General features: G+C 72.9%; 15 protein-coding genes, 1 pseudogene and 1 riboswitch. Of the genes and pseudogenes, 9 read left to right on the top strand and 7 right to left on the bottom strand.

Translation table 11 applies throughout. From position 1 onward, the window contains the following. The first annotated feature begins 755 nt into the window (after positions 1 to 755). Positions 756 to 1,184: an ATP-binding protein gene (locus tag IE321_RS36800; RefSeq protein WP_190226109.1), complete on the top strand. Its 429-nt coding sequence runs from the start codon at positions 756 to 758 to the stop codon at positions 1,182 to 1,184. Between the two features lie 152 nt (positions 1,185 to 1,336). On the opposite strand, the gene IE321_RS36795 is transcribed toward IE321_RS36800, so the two are convergent. Then, entirely contained in the window at positions 1,337 to 1,576 is a 240-nt protein-coding gene (locus IE321_RS36795) for a chaplin (RefSeq protein WP_190226108.1), read from the bottom strand. A 390-nt stretch (positions 1,577 to 1,966) separates the two neighbouring features. Here IE321_RS36795 and IE321_RS36790 point away from each other — a divergent pair, with 390 nt between their 5' ends. Further along, on the top strand, positions 1,967 to 2,347 hold the full coding sequence (locus IE321_RS36790; protein WP_190226107.1) for a DoxX family protein: 381 nt from the start codon (positions 1,967 to 1,969) through the stop codon (positions 2,345 to 2,347). A gap of 409 nt (positions 2,348 to 2,756) precedes the next feature. Beyond that, positions 2,757 to 3,008 (top strand): DUF7660 family protein, encoded by a 252-nt coding sequence (locus tag IE321_RS36785; RefSeq protein WP_229916722.1) that lies wholly within the window; start codon positions 2,757 to 2,759, stop codon positions 3,006 to 3,008. A 416-nt stretch (positions 3,009 to 3,424) separates the two neighbouring features. Here the strand turns inward: IE321_RS36785 and IE321_RS36780 are convergent, their stop codons facing one another. After that, positions 3,425 to 4,072, bottom strand: coding sequence for a TetR/AcrR family transcriptional regulator (locus tag IE321_RS36780; RefSeq protein ID WP_190226106.1), 648 nt, complete (start codon positions 4,070 to 4,072; stop codon positions 3,425 to 3,427). A 156-nt stretch (positions 4,073 to 4,228) separates the two neighbouring features. Between IE321_RS36780 and IE321_RS36775 the strand changes: the two genes are divergently transcribed. Beyond that, complete coding sequence (locus IE321_RS36775; RefSeq protein ID WP_190226105.1) at positions 4,229 to 5,698, top strand: MFS transporter; 1,470 nt, start codon at positions 4,229 to 4,231, stop codon at positions 5,696 to 5,698. Positions 5,699 to 5,783: 85 nt separating this feature from the next. On the opposite strand, the pseudogene IE321_RS36770 reads toward IE321_RS36775, so the two are convergent. The 3 genes and pseudogenes from IE321_RS36770 to IE321_RS36760 all read right to left on the bottom strand — a co-directional run. Beyond that, positions 5,784 to 6,329, bottom strand: a pseudogene (locus tag IE321_RS36770) (aldo/keto reductase); the annotation flags it as partial. A gap of 231 nt (positions 6,330 to 6,560) precedes the next feature. Beyond that, a riboswitch (cobalamin riboswitch) is annotated at positions 6,561 to 6,643 on the bottom strand. 158 nt (positions 6,644 to 6,801) lie between these two features. After that, positions 6,802 to 7,023 carry a hypothetical protein gene (locus tag IE321_RS36765; RefSeq protein ID WP_043219484.1) on the bottom strand — a complete coding sequence of 74 codons (222 nt, stop codon included), beginning with the start codon at positions 7,021 to 7,023 and terminating at the stop codon, positions 6,802 to 6,804. A gap of 28 nt (positions 7,024 to 7,051) precedes the next feature. After that, the gene (locus IE321_RS36760; protein WP_190226104.1) at positions 7,052 to 8,332 is read right to left on the bottom strand and encodes an inorganic phosphate transporter; all 1,281 of its coding nucleotides are present in this window, start codon (positions 8,330 to 8,332) and stop codon (positions 7,052 to 7,054) included. Between the two features lie 408 nt (positions 8,333 to 8,740). Between IE321_RS36760 and IE321_RS36755 the strand changes: the two genes are divergently transcribed. Both IE321_RS36755 and IE321_RS36750 read left to right on the top strand, forming a co-directional pair. Beyond that, a complete protein-coding gene (locus tag IE321_RS36755; RefSeq protein ID WP_190226103.1) occupies positions 8,741 to 9,850 on the top strand; it encodes an alpha/beta hydrolase in 1,110 nt (369 codons plus the stop codon). 105 nt (positions 9,851 to 9,955) lie between these two features. Further along, positions 9,956 to 11,392, top strand: coding sequence for a hypothetical protein (locus IE321_RS36750; protein ID WP_226651708.1), 1,437 nt, complete (start codon positions 9,956 to 9,958; stop codon positions 11,390 to 11,392). Positions 11,393 to 11,423: 31 nt separating this feature from the next. Here the strand turns inward: IE321_RS36750 and IE321_RS36745 are convergent, their stop codons facing one another. Further along, positions 11,424 to 11,825 (bottom strand): VOC family protein, encoded by a 402-nt coding sequence (locus tag IE321_RS36745; RefSeq protein ID WP_043219490.1) that lies wholly within the window; start codon positions 11,823 to 11,825, stop codon positions 11,424 to 11,426. An 85-nt stretch (positions 11,826 to 11,910) separates the two neighbouring features. Further along, entirely contained in the window at positions 11,911 to 12,804 is an 894-nt protein-coding gene (ypfJ, locus tag IE321_RS36740) for a KPN_02809 family neutral zinc metallopeptidase (RefSeq protein WP_190226102.1), read from the bottom strand. A 279-nt stretch (positions 12,805 to 13,083) separates the two neighbouring features. On the opposite strand from ypfJ, the gene abc-f reads away from it, so the two are divergent. The 3 genes from abc-f (at position 13,084) to IE321_RS36725 (ending at position 16,158) form a co-directional block, all read left to right on the top strand. After that, positions 13,084 to 14,682 carry a ribosomal protection-like ABC-F family protein gene (gene abc-f, locus IE321_RS36735; protein WP_043219494.1) on the top strand — a complete coding sequence of 533 codons (1,599 nt, stop codon included), beginning with the start codon at positions 13,084 to 13,086 and terminating at the stop codon, positions 14,680 to 14,682. 321 nt (positions 14,683 to 15,003) lie between these two features. After that, positions 15,004 to 15,225 carry a helix-turn-helix domain-containing protein gene (locus tag IE321_RS36730; protein ID WP_024756249.1) on the top strand — a complete coding sequence of 74 codons (222 nt, stop codon included), beginning with the start codon at positions 15,004 to 15,006 and terminating at the stop codon, positions 15,223 to 15,225. 132 nt (positions 15,226 to 15,357) lie between these two features. Next, positions 15,358 to 16,158 carry an enoyl-CoA hydratase/isomerase family protein gene (locus IE321_RS36725; protein WP_190226101.1) on the top strand — a complete coding sequence of 267 codons (801 nt, stop codon included), beginning with the start codon at positions 15,358 to 15,360 and terminating at the stop codon, positions 16,156 to 16,158. Positions 16,159 to 16,280: the final 122 nt, after the last annotated feature.

Raw genomic sequence — 16,280 nt, 5'->3', positions numbered from 1 at the left:
CCGCGGGCCGCACCAGTCCGGCGACCAGCTCGGCCACGGCCAGCGCGGTGTACGCGGCCAGGAGCCCGGCCAGTGCGCCCCATGCGGCGCGGACGAGTGTGCTGCTGAAGGTGCTCACACCCGGCATTCGGCAGCCCCCGCCCGGCGGATGGGTGCGACACCCGAAAGAGTGAAACCGTGCACTCCGGTGCTCTCAGGCGGCGAGGGCGCCGAGGCGGCCCGGGTCCGGGGTAGGTGGAGCATGGCGGCGCCGGCGACACCTCGCCGGGATGCGATGTGCTCGCTGGAATCGAGGCAGATCCGAGCGGGATGAAGCCGGCGCCCAGAGGTATCCCGGCCGCGGGGCTCTGCCGGGCCGGCATGTCGGCGCAATCCGTTGAGCGGTTCGTTCCGAACTCTCTATGTCAGTTCCAGATGCGCAGCACCCCGAACCCACGTCGACGCGATCGAGGAGGCGGGCGTGACAACCGACATGCCTGAGAGGGCGGAGGCTGACGGCCCCGGTGGCGTCGGTCGGAGCGCCGGCCGGCTCGGCCGTGCCAGGCGTCACTGTCGCGGCGAGCGGGGGCGACGCCGTCGGGGACGTTCTCAGCGGCCACAAGGGGCCGGGACCGGACCCACAACTGGTGGCACCGGTACGGCGGGCAGGGCGAAGGCACGGTAGCCGTCATGGCGCTCCGGCATCACTCGGGCCTCTCACCCGCTCTCTTCGGCCGGGCCCCGATCCCGGTGGCCACCCACCGTCAGGAGTGATCATGGACACCGCCCTCGCGTCCTGCGGGCGTCCCGTCACCGTGCACATCCAGCTTCCGCCGGGTGCTCAGGCCGCGGGGCGCGCCCGCCGGACCGCGGCACGCGTGCTGGCCCTGGAACCGGCCCTCTGCCCCGACCCGGTCGCCGAAGACCTGGTGCTCATCGTCTCCGAACTGGTCGGCAACGCCGTCACCCACGCCAAGGGGCCTTACGCGCTCACGGTCAGCGTGGAAAGCGGGCGGGTGGGGGTCGTGGTCAGCGACGGATCCGTCGACCTGCCCGGCCGCCGGGACACCCCGGCGGAGACCGCCGAAAGCGGGCGTGGCCTCAGAATCGTCCGGGCCCTCGGCGCGGATCTCTTCGTCAGCTCCTCGGCCAGTGGCAAACAGGTCATCGCGGTCCTGACCTGGGAGCCCGCGCACAGCGCGTAGCTGCTGCGGGTGGCAGTGCCGACGGCCACCCGCAGCCCACCCGCCCGGCCCGGCCCGGGACACGGTCAACGCGTCCCGCAGGCCCGGAGGGTCACCGGTCCGCGCCACCCCGTCTTGTCGGCGGCGGACCGGGCTCTTGCCCTCGGCAGCCGTCAGGCGTTGACGCAGGTGTTGCCGAAGGCCGGGTTCAGCAGACCGATGACGTTGACCGTGTTGCCGCAGGCGTTGACCGGGGCGTGGACGGGCACCTGGATCAGGTTGCCCGAGCCGACGCCGGGCGAGTACGCGGCCACGCCCTGCGCGCCGGCGTCGGCGGACGCCACCGAGCCTCCGGCCACCACGACCGCACCGGCGGCCAGGGCAACGGCCAGACCTCGTCGCACACGCACCATGACTTGCTCCTTTCTGAGGACGGCAGCCGCGCGGAGGTTCGCGCGGCCGATGAGGATCCCCCGTGAACACCTTCGGAAGCCCTCACACGTGGTCTTCGCGTCCGTCCTCCCGCCGGCTTGGCCTCAGCGCCCCGCTTCCCTCGAACGGGTGGCCCTGGGGTGGTACCGATGACGAAGCCCTCTCCCCTTCGCAGGGCCGCGGCGGCGGGCAGGCGTTCTCCGCCCTGCGTTCTCCCGTCCTGTCGGCCGTGCAGACCGCCCGTGCCCGTCGCACCCGTCCTCGGCCGCGATCACCTCAGACAGCGCACGGGTTCCATCTTCTCCACGCGCCCCATACTCTTGAGTAACTTGCCGTTCCCGCAGTGCACCGCCAACGACGAGAGACGAGACATGCCTTCTTCCACGACGTCCGCCCGGCTGCTCAGCGGACTGCTGATCGGCGCCGGAGTCGCGCACTTCGTCGCTCCCCGCCAGTTCGACGCCATCGTGCCCCGAAGCCTGCCCGGCACGCCTCGGACCTGGACCCACCTGAGCGGCGTCGCGGAGATCGCCGTCGGCGCGGCGATCGCCGCCCCGCGCACCCGACGCGCGGGCGCGCTGGCCGCCGCCGGCCTGTTCACCGCCGTGTTCCCGGCGAACGTGAAGATGGCATACGACTGGCGCCACCGCCCCACCCCGCTCCGGGCGGCGGCACTGGCCAGGCTCCCCCTCCAGGCGCCGCTCGTGCTCTGGGCACTGCGTGTCCGCCGGGCCGGGCAGCCCGACAACTGACGAACTCCCCCTCGCGCTCCGACAGGACGACACCCACCACCATCGGCCCCCGAAACTCGATCGGCAGGGGCAGGCGGGACAAGCCAGAAGACCGCGACCCAGCCCCTCAGGGCCGTAGCGGGTTCCTTCGGATCTTCGGACTCGCCGCACGACAGCGACAGCGCCGTCGGCATGACCATCGCGCCGTCGAGACCGGACAGCGCCCTGCCCGCGATCGCGTCCTCGGCCGGGACGCCGTACAGCCCAGGCGCGGCACCTACCGCAGCCTGGCACCTCGCCCTCATGGTCGTCCCCGGGACCGCCACGCCTGACAGTTCCCTCCCGCCCCCGTGACACGACAGCCGGGAGCGGCGAACTTCGATGCCAGCGTCTTGGATCATGAGCTGTGGCCGGACGATAGGTTCATGCCATGCCGCTTGCCCCAGACGATGACATCCGCAGCCGCGAGGATCTGATTGCGTTTGTCCACGCACTTCACCAGGACTTTCTCCGCCGTGGCGATGAGTGGGAGAACCAGACGCTCGATTCCTACCTGAGTGGGCTCGCCGCATGGATGACCGACTCGGAGGGCTGGTACCGGAACTCCGGCAAGGAGCTCCCCGCCGCAGGAGACTGGACGTTTCTCGCCAGGGCTCTTCAAGCGGCGACGGTGTACGAATAATCGGCAAGTTCGAAGAGGTGGAGAGAGCGGGTGACCTCGCGCTCCGGGATGCCGCAGAGACTCGGGGCGAGGGAGCCTGCCTGTCGGCGTGCGCGTTGAGGGGCTCCGCCAGGTACGCCAGGCATGGATGTTCAATCCGTACGCGTCTTGGCACGTTCACGTACGCCGACAGCCGCGTGCCAGGAGGCCCTGACTCAGGCGAGCGCCAGGCCGACAGCGGCCGCCGCAGCGAGCGGGGCATGACGCCGAGCCCGACCGCCGATCGGCGGGGCGCGTCTGGGGCCGATCGGGAGCCGGCGAGGCGTGCTGCGACGCGTGTGGCCGAGTGCCGGGAGTGCGGGCAGGCGTGAGGGGCGGCGCCGTGGTTGGCGGGCCCGGCGCAGGGCGGGCCACGGGGTTCGGCCCTGTCGCGGAGGTCAGAGGCCGGCCTGGAGGCGGAGGCCTGCCAGGGTGAGGTCCAGGGCGGAGCGGAACTGGTCGACGTCGTCGTGGCCGTCGAACTCGTCGACGATCTCGTGGACGAACGGGAACTCGTCGGGGGCGAGCTCGCGCCAGGCCTGGGCGAAGCGGCCGAGGAACTCGTCGCGGCCCACCGCGCCGTCGAGGATCTCCTGGGGAGGTTCCTGACCCATGTCGACGGCCGAGCCGACGACGACGCCGATGACCGCCGACACGGCGTGGAAGCGCTGGCGGGCGCTGAGGTCCAGACGCAGGGTCTGTCGGCCGAGCATCTCGTAGATGCGCAGGGAGTTGCTCTGGACGTCGGTGTTGCGCATGAAGTAGGCGCCGAGCCAGGGACGGCGGACGACGGCGTCGAAGAGGGTGAGGGCCATCGCACGCCGGTCGTCGATCGCGTCCTCGCCGGGCGGCAGCTTCTCGATGTCGGCGAGGACGCCGCCCATGACGTGGTCCGTGGCGAGATCCAGCAGCTCGTCCTTGTTCGCGACGTACCAGTAGATGCTGGCGACCCCTCCCCCGAGGCGCTGGGCCAGGGCGCGGAAGGTCAGGGCCGGGGCTCCTGCCTCGTCGAGCAGGGCGACCGCCTCGCCAAGGACGGACTCCATCGAGTGCGAAGCGCGTCGGCGCCCTCCGACTGAGCGGGCCGGCTGGCGTGCCATGGCGTGGGCTCCTCACTTTTGCATCGTATCGAACGTTGTTCTATCGTACCGGATGGAACAGCGTTCGATAACCGAACCGCGTTCGATCGAAAGGAGTGCGCCATGACCACCGCCACGCTCACGAAACCGCCCCGCACCTACCCGTCGCTGCGCGCGGCGTGGATTCCCCTGGCCGCGCTCTGCCTGGCCTTCTTCGTCGAGATGGTCGACAACACCCTGCTGTCGATCGCGCTCCCGACCATCGGCCGTGACCTCGGCGCGGGCACGACCGCCCTGCAGTGGGTGACGGGGGCCTACTCGCTCACCTTCGGCGGGCTGCTGCTCACCGCCGGGTCGATCGCGGACCGGTTCGGGCGCCGCCGCGTGCTCCTCATCGGGCTCGGGGTCTTCGGCACGCTCAGCCTCGGCGTGCTCCTCGTCAGCTCCGCGGGCGGGCTCATCGCGTTGCGCGCGGCGCTCGGCATAGCCGCCGCGGCGATGGCGCCGATCACGAACTCCCTGGTCTTCCGCCTCTTCGACGACAAGGCGCTGCGCATGCGCGCCATGACGGTGATGATCGTCGTGGGAATGTCCGGATTCGTCCTCGGCCCGCTGCTCGGCGGCACGGCACTGGCGCACGTGTCATGGGAGTGGCTGCTCCTCGTGAACGCTCCCATCGCGGTGATCGCCTGTGTCGGCGTACGGCTCGGCGTCCCGGCCGACCGCCCGGAGGACCTGACCAAGGACTCCCTCGACGTACCGGGCGCCGTCCTGAGCGTCGCCGCCATCGGTCTCGCCTGCTACTCGCTGACCAGCGGCGTCGAGCACGGCTGGCTCTCCACGATCACCCTGGCGTCGGTCATCGGCGCCCTGGGCTCGGCGATCTGGTTCGTCCGGCACGAGCGCCGCGCGGCCGCGCCCATGCTCGACCTGCGCCTGTTCTCCCGCGGGACGGTCCGGGGCGCCGCCGTCGCCCAGGTCGGCACGTCCATCGCGATGGCGAGCGTGATGTTCGGCCTGATCCTGCACTTCCAGTACGCCTACGGATGGAGCCCGGTCCGGGCCGGCCTCGCCAATCTGCCGATCATCGTGACGATGCTCCTGGCGACCCCGCTCTCCGAGTGGCTCGCGCGTCGCTTCGGGCACCGCGTCGCCTGCCTGGTGGGCGCCGGCTTCCTCGCGGGCTCGCTGGCCGGACTCGCCTGGGGCGTCGAGCACGGATACGCCGCCATCGCGGTCTGCATGGTCCTGATGACCATCGGCCTGCGCACCGTCATGACCATCTGCGCGGTCGCCCTCGTCGAAGCCATGCCGAGCAACCGCACCTCCATCGGCGCCGCCCTCAACGACACCGCCCAGGAGGTCGGCTCCAGCGTCGGCACGGCCGTCGTCGGCACCCTCATCGCCGTCCTGGTCACCACGCGGCTCCCCGCCGGGGCCTGGAACACCGACCTCGTGGCGTCCTTCTTCCACGGCGAACGCGTCACCTACGCCCTCCTCGCCGTCGTCGTCGGCCTGCTCGCCGCCGGCGGCGCGCTGAGCCTCACCGACTCCCGCTCCGTGGAGGAACACCCGGAGGAGACAGCCGCCTGAGGCCCCGGGCCGACACGAACGATCGCGGAGGAGGCCGCCGGTGGATGGCCGGGCCGCCGCGGGGCGGCCGGGCCGAGCGTGGGCCTCAGGGACGGACCAGCGCGTCGACGAGGGCCAGTTCCTCCGTGTCGAAGTCGAGGTGGCGCAGGGCGGCCACGCTGTCCTCGACCTGTCGTGGACTGCTCGCTCCCACCAGGGCGGAGGTGACGCGGCCGCCACGCAGGACCCAGGCGAGGGCCAGCTGGGCCAGGGTCTGACCCCGGGACGCGGCGATGTCGTTCAAGGCGCGCAGGCGGGTCACCAGGTCCTCGGTGACGGCGTCGCGGTTCAGGAAGGGGCTGTCGCTCGCGGCTCGGGAGTCCTCGGGAATGCCGTCCAGGTAGCGTGCGGTCAGCAGGCCCTGCTCCAACGGGGAGTAGGCGATGGAACCGATCCGCAGCTCGTCGAGGGCGTCGAGCAGGCCCTCGTCCTCGGGACGTCGGTCGAGCATCGAGTACCGGGGCTGGTGCAGGGTGAGCGGGGTTCCGAGTTCGCCGAGGATGCGGGCGGCCTCGCGGGTCTGTTCGGCCGAGTAGTTGGAGACTCCGGCGTAGAGCGCCTTGCCCTGCTGGACGGCGGTGTGCAGGGCGCCCCGGCCGCGGTGGTCGCGCCAGAGGCGCCGCTCGACGGCGGCCGCGGCGCGTCCGAAGGCGGCGACGGGGTGGCCGCGGCGGGGGTCGCCGAGGACCAGGTCGACGGCGAGGCCGGCGGCCGCTCCGTACGCGAAGACTGCGGTGGCTCGGGAAGCCACGGGGGTGCGGCCGGGCATGGCGGCGTGTCCTCACTCAGGGTCCGCGCCCTGGGTCGACGTGACCGGCGGCGAGAGTTCCTGACTCCCGGACCGCGGCTGTCCGCCGGGCCCGGTCACAGTGGCGGGACCGCGCCGGAATCGCACCGGGCTTCCTCTCCATTGCCGCCGTATTGGCCCCGGCAGTCCACCACGCCCCGCGAACGGCCGTCAACTCACCCTTGACCTGCGACGGGTCACTGTGCGGAGCGCCACAGACACGAGGGCCGGGCCCGCCCTCGTGAGAGGTGCGGGCCCGGCCCCGGGGTGCGGTGCGTCAGGCGACGATCAGGTAGATGCCGTAGGCGACGGCCGCCGCGCACAGCGCGAAGCAGGCGTAGGCGCCGGTGCGGGCGAGGACGGCGGAGCCGCCCGAGGCCGCGGCCTCCTCCTGCTTGCCGAGGCCGACGATCCCGAGGGTGAACAGGCCCACGAGGGCGACGGTCGCCAGGAGGCTGACTCCGAAGACGGAGCCGAGAGCTGCCCAGTCGATCTTCATGGCTTGGGTTCCCGTTTCCTTAGGGGGCTCAGACCGCGGCGGCGGGGGCCGGGGGAGCGGCGGGGTCGTTCGGACCCGGCGCGTGGATGGTGGTCTTGAGACCGTCGTCCGCGACGGCGGCGACGGAGCCGGCCGGCGGCGGGGTGACGGCCGCGATGGCCGTGGTCACGACGCCGGGGGTGCCGGAGCCGGTGTCGTCGCCGTCCAGGTCGTCGGCGGTGACGTTGGTGTGGTCGACCGGCTGGCGGCGGGAGAGCGCCCAGATCACGGCCGAGCCGCCGATCAGGATGGCCGCGGTGGCGCCGATGCCCCAGGGGCCCTGCTTGGTGAGGAACTCGGCGCCGGCGCCGACGAGACCGGCGGCCGGGAGGGTCAGGCCCCAGGCGACGAACATCCGGGTGGCGGTCGACCAGCGGACGACGCCGCCCTTGCGGCCGAGGCCGGCGCCCATCACGGCACCCGAGCAGGACTGGGTGGTGGAGAGGGAGAAGCCGAGGTGCGAGGAGGCCAGGATGACCGTCGCGGCGCTGGTCTGGGCGGCGAAGCCCTGCTGCGGCTGGAGGTCGGTGAGGCCCTTGCCCATGGTGCGGATGATGCGCCAGCCGCCGAGGTAGGTGCCGAGCGCGATCGCCATGCCGGCCGAGACGATGACCCACATGGGAGGGTTCGAGCCGGGGGCGACGACACCCTGGGTGACCAGGGCGAGGGTGATGATGCCCATCGTCTTCTGGGCGTCGTTGGTGCCGTGGGCGAGCGAGACGAGACCGGCGGAGGCGATCTGGCCGGCGCGGTAGCCCTTGGCGGTCGCCCTGGCCTCCGGGTTGGCCTTGATCTTGTACGTCAGCTTGGTCGCCGCCATCGCGGCGAGACCGGCGACGAGGGGCGCCGCCACGGCCGGGATGAGGACCTTGGTGACGATGGTGGAGCCGTTCACGGCCGACCAGCCGGCCGACATGACCGCGGCGCCGATGAGGCCGCCGAAGAGGGCGTGGGAGGAGCTGGACGGCAGGCCCAGGAGCCAGGTCAGCAGATTCCACAGGATGGCGCCGACGAGGGCCGCGAAGATCACTTCCGTGCGGATGCCCTCTTCGTTGATGATCCCGCCGGAGATCGTCTTGGCGACCTCGACGGACAGGAACGCGCCGACCAGGTTCAGCACGGCGGACATGGCCACCGCCGTCTTGGGCTTGAGAGCACCGGTCGAGATGGTCGTCGCCATCGCGTTGGCGGTGTCGTGGAAACCGTTCGTGAAATCGAACACGAGAGCTGTCACGACCACAATGGCGAGCAGCAGCGTGATGTGTTCCATTTACCCAGGCAATCGTTTGACGTCAGTGGCTGGACGAACGTAGGCAACCTGAGTGAACGGAAGGTGAACTGGGCGGGGCATCACGGTGTCCCGAACCGGTGCCGTGAGATTCCGCTTCGCCTCCAGGATGCCCCCGTGTCCACCATCCGGTCACCCCGGGACCACGGGTAATACCCGACCACACGGGACACACCGGACCCAAGCCGCCTCCCCGCCCGATCCACCCGTTTCACGCCCTGGACGGATTCATCCGCAAGGGGACCCCCCGAAGAGACCCTCGTCACCCTCCCGGGACCGTCCCCGACTCCCGCCCCGGCCCCTCGTCCGGCGTCCGCCCCGGCCCGGGTCCGCACCCGCCCGGCCCCCGTCCGGTGGCAGTCTCCGCGGCGCCGTGACGACACTGGGAGCGTGCGCCCGGCTACAGCGACGGCAGCGGCCGTCACCACCCTGATCGGTCTCGGTGCGGCCGCCGTGGCGGCCGGCCGCCACGCCAGCGGCGTCGCCCTCAAGGCGGCGTCCGGACGGCCCCTTCCCGGCGACCCCAAGCTCACCGTGCACGCCACGGGACCCGAGCGGGTCACCCTCACCCGCAGCCTCGCCTCGCTGCGCCCCGGCACGTACGGGATGACGGCACCCGGCCTGCACGCGGTCACGGGACCGGTCCTCGACCGCGTCCCGCACACCGCCGACACGGTCGTGCGCCGCCTCGAACGCGTCGAGCGCGGCGCGCTCGGCCCCGGCAGCCGGGTCCGCCTGACCCCCCAGCTGCACACCGGCACCCCGGAGACCGCGCTCGGCCTGCCCCACGAGGACGTCGAGATCCCCGGCGAGCTCGGCCCGCTCCCCGCCTGGCTGGTCACCGGCCCGCGCTCCACCTGGGTCGTCGCCCTGCACGGCCTCGGCACCGGGCGCGAGCACGCGCTGAACCTCGTCCCCTTCTACGCCCGCCGCCGCGTCCCCGTCCTCGTCCCCGCCTACCGCGGCGACCGGGGCGCCCCCGAACCGGCCGACGGCCTCGCCCAGCTCGGCGACACCGAGTGGCGCGACGTCGACGCCGTCCTGCGGTACGCGGTCCGCCGCGGCGCCTCCAAGATCGTGCTGCACGGCTGGGGCACCGGCGCCACGATGGCGCTGCGCGCGGCGGCGGAGTCCGGCGTGCGCGACCGGATCTCCGGCCTGGTCCTGGACTCCCCGGTCCTCGACTGGGAGGCCACCGTCCGCAACCTCGCCGCCGCGCGGGGCGTGCCCGCCCCGCTGGTCCCGCTCGCCGTCCGCGCCGCCCTCGGCCGCACCGGCCCGCACCCCGACCACACGGCGGACCTGCGCATCCCGGTCCTGCTGGCGCACGGCCCCGACGACACGATCTCCCCCTGGGAACCGTCCGTCGACCTGGCCGCCCGCCGCCCCGACCTGGTCACCCTGCTCCCGGTGAGCCAGGCCCCCCACACCGCCATGTGGAACGCCGACCCCCTCCGTTACGAGGAAGCCCTCCGCCGCTACCTCACCCCCCTGATGTAGCCCCGCCCCGCGGCGGGGCGCGTCGCGGGGCCCCTCGGCCCCGCCGGGGCACGGCGCCGGGGATTCCGATTGGGCTTTCGGGCCGTCAGCGGGAAGACTGCCCCCGTGACGTCTCGAAAGCCCGATGAACCATTGGCGCGCAACTCCAGACTCCGACTCGTCCGTCCGCGGTCGCTGGCCACCGCCCGACGGGCCGCGACGACGCGGCGCACCCGGCCTGCCCCGAGGCCGCCCGAGGGCACTCCGCCCCGCGCGGAACTGGCCCGCCAGGCCAGGCTGGTCCTCGCCGACGCCGTACGGATCGCCCGCTGGGCCGCCGCCCCGCGCGGCCCGCGGTCGGGTCCGCGCGCGGCCGACCGGCCCGCCTCCGCTTCCGCCCCGCTCGACGGCCCGGCCGCCGTCGAACGGGCCGCCGCCGACCTCGACCTGACGCCGGCTCGGGTCCGCGCCGGCTGGGACCGGGCCCGGCTCGCCGGTCTGGTCGAGCTGCACGGCGCCACCGCCCGCCCCGGCTGGCGGCTCCAGGCGTGGGACCGCGACGACTCCGCCGTGCTCCGCGGCTGGGTCGCGCTCCTCGACGCCTGGTCGCTGGTCCACCCCGCCCCGGAGGGCGTGGCGCCCGGCGCGGTCGCCGAGGTCGTGGAGGCGGTGCCGCAGGTCCTGTCGCTGCTCCAGCTCTCCCAGGGCCCGGTCCTCGTCCCCGTCCTGCTCGACCTCCTGGGGCAGCGCGTCGACGAACTCCGCGAGGAGCGCTGCGAGGTGCCCGGCGACGGCGCCCCCGCGCAGCCGCCCACCCCCGCCGAGCGGCTGCCCTCCCTGCTCGACTGGGCCCTGGAGGGCCTCGCCGAGGTCGGCGCGCTCACCCTGGACGGGGCGGCCGGCCCGGAGGGACGTCACGCGAACCTGACCCCGCTCGGCAACTGGGCGGTGTGGGTCAAGCTGGAGCAGATCTGCGTGGCCGCGCAGAGCCCCGCCGGCAACATCGAGCAGTCCGCCGCCGACATGCTCCGCGGCTGCGCCCGGCTCACCCCGGGCCCGGCCCGCGACGAGTACCGCGCCTGGCTCGCCGCCCGTCCGCTGGCCGGTGCGGTCGCCGAGCTGCTGGCCGCCGCGCGCGGCGAGGACGCCCTGCTGCGCGGTCTCGCCTTCGAGGCGCTCCGGGTGGTCGGCGCCCCCGCCGAGGCGGAGGTCCGCGCCGCGGTGGCCGAGCCGTCGCTGCGCCCCTACGCGCTGCTGTGGCTCGCCGAGTACGACGGCACCGACCCGGACGACGCCCCCGAGGTCCTCACCCGCGAGGAGGCGACCTGGCTCTGGGTGGACACCGCCGCGGCCGTCGCCGACCACGGCGAGAGCGAGCTGCTGGTGCGGCACCTGGACTCGGCCGTGCAGGGCACCGTGCCCGCGCTGCTGGACGAGGTCAGGGCCGTCGGTCATCCGAGGACGGTGCAGGTGCTGGTCGCGCTGGCCGCGGCCCACCCGGACCCGGCGCTGGCGAAGGCCGTCCGCCGGGCCGCCTTCCAGGTCCACACCGGCGGCGCCTGACCCCCGCGCCGCCCGCCCCGGGCCCGCCGCGTCAGTCGGCCGAGCCCGGGGTGTAGGTGCCGAAGCTCCAGACGTTCCCCTCGGCGTCCTTCGCCATGTAGTCCCGGGAGCCGTACTCCTGGTCGGTGGGCGGCATCACGATCTCCGCGCCGTGCGCGACGGCCCGGGCGTGGTGCTCGTCGACGTCCCGGACGTGGACGTAGACCCCCACCGGGCCGCCCGCGCCCATCGCCTTGTCGAAGACGCTGTCGGTCCCGGTGCTGCCGAGCATCACCGTCCCGTTGCCGTAGGTCAGCTCGGCGTGCGCGACCAGTCCGTCCTCGCCCTCGTACACCGCGGTGGCGGTGAAGCCGAAGGCCTCCGTGAGCAGCGTGATCGCCGCCTTCGCGTCCCGGTACTTCAGCGCCGGACAGATGTCGGGTGCCTCGGACATCCCGCTCACTCCCTCTCGGTTCGGCCGGATGTGACCTGGGACACAGTCTCGCAGGCGCCGTCGGCGTCGGGGCGGAGGCCGGGCCTCAGCGGAAGGTGTTGCACCGGGCCATGTCGCCGGTCCGGTAGCCGGTGCGGAACCACTCCTGGCGCTGTGCGGCCGAGCCGTGGGTCCAGCTCTCCGGGGTCACCCGGCCCTGGAAGCGCTCCTGGATCCGGTCGTCGCCCACCGCCGCCGCCGCGTCCAGGCCGTCCCGGATGTCGGCCTCGTCGAGCCGGGCGAGCACCGGCCGGCCGGTCCTGTCGTCCGGGGTGGTCGTGGCGTGCCGGGCCCACACGCCCGCGTAGCAGTCGGCCTGGAGCTCGACGCGGACGGCGTTGGAGTCCGCCCCGGTCCGCCCGTCCTGGGAGCGGCTGAGCGTCCCCATCAGGTTCTGGATGTGGTGCCCGTACTCGTGGGCCACCACGTACGCCTGGGCGAAGGGGCCGCCGGTGGAGCCGAACCGGGTCCGCAGCTCCTCGAAGAAGCCCATGTCCAGGTAGACCTGCCGGTCGCCGGGGCAGTAGAAGGGGCCGACCGCCGAGCCGGCCGCGCCGCACGCGGTGTTCACCCGCTGGGTGAACAGGACGGTGGAGGCGGGGGAGTAGGTGCCGCCCCGGCGGGCGTACTCGCTCCGCCAGTAGTCCTGGAGGCTGTTGACCACGCCCACGGTCCGGCAGTCCTGGCGGCTGTTGGCGTCCGCGCCGGACCGGCACGCCTGGTTCACCCGGGTCGCGGAGGAGGCGCTGGCGGCGGGCTGGTCCTCGCCGCCGGAGGAGAGTCCGAGCTGGTCGGGGCCGACGCCGAAGAGGATGCCGAGGACCAGGGCGATGAGGCCGATGATCCCGCCGCCGACGGTCGCCTTCCCGCCGGGGACGCGGCTGCCGCGGACGTCCTTCACCTCGGAGGGGTCCAGACGGGCGTCGTCGTCGAACTGCACGGTCCACCTCCGCGTCACCGCGGCGGCCCGACCGCCGCCCTCCGCCGAGTATCAGCTGGTCTACCGCACTTCGCCCCTTTTGTTCCCTCTGTCAAGCACTGAGAGAAACGTCCCTATCCCGCCCGCGTCGCCCGTGTGGCCGAAAACCAGTTGCAGACGCCCGATAGACTGGCCGCATGGACATTCTCCCCTGGGACATCCTCCCCTGGGTGCATTAGCGGCGTCGCAGCCCGTCACCTGTCGTCATCCGCCGTCTTCCCATCGCCCTGGAGTCCGTCCGTGATCACCGCTTCCGGCATCGAGCTGCGCGCCGGCGCCCGCATCCTCATCGAGAACACGTCCTTCCGCGTCGCCAAGGGCGACCGCATCGGCCTCGTCGGCCGCAACGGAGCGGGCAAGACCACGCTCACCAAGTGCCTGGCCGGTGAGGGCCAGCCCGCCGGCGGCACCATCGCCCGCTCCGGCGAGGTCGGCTACCTCCCGCAGGACCCGCGCACCGGCGACCTCGACGTGCTCGCCCGCGACCGCGTCCTGTCCGCCCGCGGCCTCGACGTCCTCCTGCGCAAGATGCGGATGAACGAGGAGCGGATCGCGACCGGCTCCGGCGCCACCCGCGAGAAGGCCCTCAAGCAGTACGAGCGCCAGGAGACCGAGTTCCTCACCAAGGGCGGGTACGCCGCCGAGGCCGAGGCGGCCACCATCGCCGCCGCCCTCGGGCTGCCCGACCGGGTCCTCGGCCAGCCGCTGCACACCCTCTCCGGCGGTCAGCGCCGCCGGATCGAGCTGGCCCGGATCCTCTTCTCGGACGCGGACACCCTGCTCCTCGACGAGCCGACGAACCACCTCGACGCCGACTCGATCATCTGGCTGCGCGACTACCTGAAGTCCTACCGCGGCGGCTTCATCGTGATCTCCCACGACGTCGACCTGGTCGAGACCGTCGTCAACAAGGTCTTCTACCTGGACGCCAACCGCTCCACCATCGACGTCTACAACATGGGCTGGAAGCTCTACCAGCAGCAGCGCGAGGCCGACGAGAAGCGCCGCAAGCGCGAGCGCCAGAACGCCGAGAAGAAGGCCGCCGCGCTCAACTCGCAGGCCGACAAGATGCGCGCCAAGGCCACCAAGACGGTCGCCGCGCAGAACATGGCCAAGCGCGCCGAGCGCCTGCTCTCCGGCCTGGAGGCGGTCCGCGTCTCCGACAAGGTCGCCAAGCTGCGCTTCCCGGAGCCCGCGCCCTGCGGCAAGACCCCGCTCACCGCGGAGGGCCTGTCCAAGTCGTACGGCTCGCTGGAGATCTTCACCGACGTCGACCTGGCCATCGACAAGGGCTCCCGGGTCGTCATCCTCGGCCTCAACGGCGCCGGCAAGACCACCCTGCTCCGCCTCCTCGGCGGGGTCGAGAAGCCCGACACCGGCGAGGTCACCCCCGGCCACGGCCTCAAGCTCGGCTACTACGCCCAGGAGCACGAGACCCTGGACCCGGAGCGCACGGTCCTGGAGAACATGCGCTCGGCCGCGCCCGACCTCGACCTGGTCGAGGTCCGCAAGACGCTCGGCACCTTCCTCTTCTCCGGCGACGACGTCGACAAGCCGGCCGGGGTGCTCTCCGGCGGCGAGAAGACCCGCCTGGCGCTCGCCACCCTGGTCGTCTCCTCGGCCAACGTGCTGCTGCTCGACGAGCCCACCAACAACCTCGACCCGGCCAGCCGCGAGGAGATCCTCGGCGCGCTGCGCACCTACAAGGGCGCGGTCGTCCTGGTCACCCACGACGAGGGCGCCGTCGAGGCGCTCGACCCGGAGCGGATCATCCTGCTGCCGGACGGCGTGGAGGACCTGTGGGGCCCGGACTACGCGGACCTGGTCGCCCTGGCCTGAGTCCCGACTGGATCATTCGGCTCATCGCCGGATCCGTCATCTGAGTGAGAAGGTCTCGTACCCCCGGCGCGGGCCACTGCCGAATCCTTCCGGCAGGGTCCGCGCCGTACGTTTGTTCCCTTGGCGTCCCTGACCTGGCGGTCCCTTGATCCACTCCTCCGAGGGTCGGGTTCCAGCCGTGCGGAATGAAGGCTTCCGATCGTGAGGACGCCGTACTCGTCCGCAAACCCGGCAGGACGGACCTTGTCGAATGGGTGGCCAGGACGACGGGGAGGGGTGATCATGAGAAGTCCAGAGCGCACTTCCCATGAGGAGGCACGGGTGGCCGAGACTCTGAAGAAGGGCAGCCGGGTGACCGGCGCCGCGCGCGACAAGCTCGCGGCAGACCTGAAGAAGAAGTACGACTCCGGTGCGAGCATCCGGGCGCTGGCCGAGGAAACGGGCCGCTCCTACGGATTCGTCCACCGGATGCTCAGCGAATCCGGAGTCACGCTGCGTGGTCGCGGCGGAGCGACACGGGGCAAGAAGGCAGCCTCGGTCTGACGCCGGGGGCGGCTCGACCGGTCCACCGGGACCTTCCCGGTGGGCACCCGGTCGGTCCTGCGACCGGCCGGGTGGTTACTGTGCAGTCACTTAGCATCGGATGCAGTGCTGCATTGGAACCGGAGGCGCCCCATGACCACGCCCGACGACTCCCAGCTCGTCTTCGACAAGGACGGTGTACGGCTCACCGTCGAGGACGCCGTTGCCACGGTGACCCTGACCAACCCGGCGAAGCGCAACGCCCAGTCTCCCGCTCTGTGGCGGGCGTTGACGGAAGCCGGCCGGTCTCTTCCGGGCAGCGTGCGGATCGTCGTCCTGCGCGGTGAGGGCCAGTCCTTCTCCGCCGGACTCGACCGACAGGCCTTCACGCCCGAGGGCTTCGACGGAGAGCCGTCCTTCCTCGACCTCGCACGGGGTTCCGACGCGGACCTCGACGCGGTCATCGCCGAGTACCAGGAGGCGTTCACCTGGTGGCGCCGCAGCGACCTCGTGTCCATCGCGGCCGTCCAGGGCCACGCCATCGGTGCCGGCTTCCAGCTCGCCCTCGCCTGCGACCTGCGGGTCGTCGCCGAGGACGTGCAGTTCGCGATGCGCGAGACCAGCCTGGGCCTCGTCCCGGACCTCACCGGGACGCACCCCCTCGTCTCCCTCGTGGGCTACGCCCGCGCGCTGGAGATCTGCGCCACCGGCCGCTTCGTCCACGCGGAGGAGGCCGAGCGCATCGGCCTGGCCAACATCGCCGTGCCCGCCGCCGAACTCGACGCCGCGGTACGGGACCTCAGCGCCGCCCTGCTCGCCGCGCCGCGCGACGCGGTCGTCGAGACCAAGGCGCTGCTCCAGGGTGCCGCCGGCCGCTCCTACGAGGACCAGCGCGTCGCCGAGCGCGCCGCCCAGGCCCGCCGTCTGCGCGACCTGGCCGGCCTCGGCGACTGACGCCCGCCCGCGAGGGCCCCTCAGCGCACCTCCGTGATCAGCACGGTGACCGCGGCGCCCTCAGGGGCCGCCGCGGCCGCCGCCGCCCGGTGCGCCCGGGCCTCCTCGGCCAGCTGGTGCTC

This window comes from Streptomyces hydrogenans (assembly GCF_014656075.1).
In the GTDB taxonomy this organism is placed as follows: Bacteria; Actinomycetota; Actinomycetes; order Streptomycetales; family Streptomycetaceae; genus Streptomyces; species Streptomyces hydrogenans.
This window is presented reverse-complemented; position numbering and strand designations above follow the sequence as displayed.

Coding starts and splice junctions, on each gene's coding strand:
- IE321_RS36800 (WP_190226109.1), top strand. CDS start 756: ATGGACACCGCCCTCGCGTCCTGCGGGCGTCCCGTCACCGTGCACATC.
- IE321_RS36795 (WP_190226108.1), bottom strand. CDS start 1,576: ATGGTGCGTGTGCGACGAGGTCTGGCCGTTGCCCTGGCCGCCGGTGCG.
- IE321_RS36790 (WP_190226107.1), top strand. CDS start 1,967: ATGCCTTCTTCCACGACGTCCGCCCGGCTGCTCAGCGGACTGCTGATC.
- IE321_RS36785 (WP_229916722.1), top strand. CDS start 2,757: ATGCCGCTTGCCCCAGACGATGACATCCGCAGCCGCGAGGATCTGATT.
- IE321_RS36780 (WP_190226106.1), bottom strand. CDS start 4,072: ATGGAGTCCGTCCTTGGCGAGGCGGTCGCCCTGCTCGACGAGGCAGGA.
- IE321_RS36775 (WP_190226105.1), top strand. CDS start 4,229: ATGACCACCGCCACGCTCACGAAACCGCCCCGCACCTACCCGTCGCTG.
- IE321_RS36765 (WP_043219484.1), bottom strand. CDS start 7,023: ATGAAGATCGACTGGGCAGCTCTCGGCTCCGTCTTCGGAGTCAGCCTC.
- IE321_RS36760 (WP_190226104.1), bottom strand. CDS start 8,332: ATGGAACACATCACGCTGCTGCTCGCCATTGTGGTCGTGACAGCTCTC.
- IE321_RS36745 (WP_043219490.1), bottom strand. CDS start 11,825: ATGTCCGAGGCACCCGACATCTGTCCGGCGCTGAAGTACCGGGACGCG.
- IE321_RS36725 (WP_190226101.1), top strand. CDS start 15,358: ATGACCACGCCCGACGACTCCCAGCTCGTCTTCGACAAGGACGGTGTA.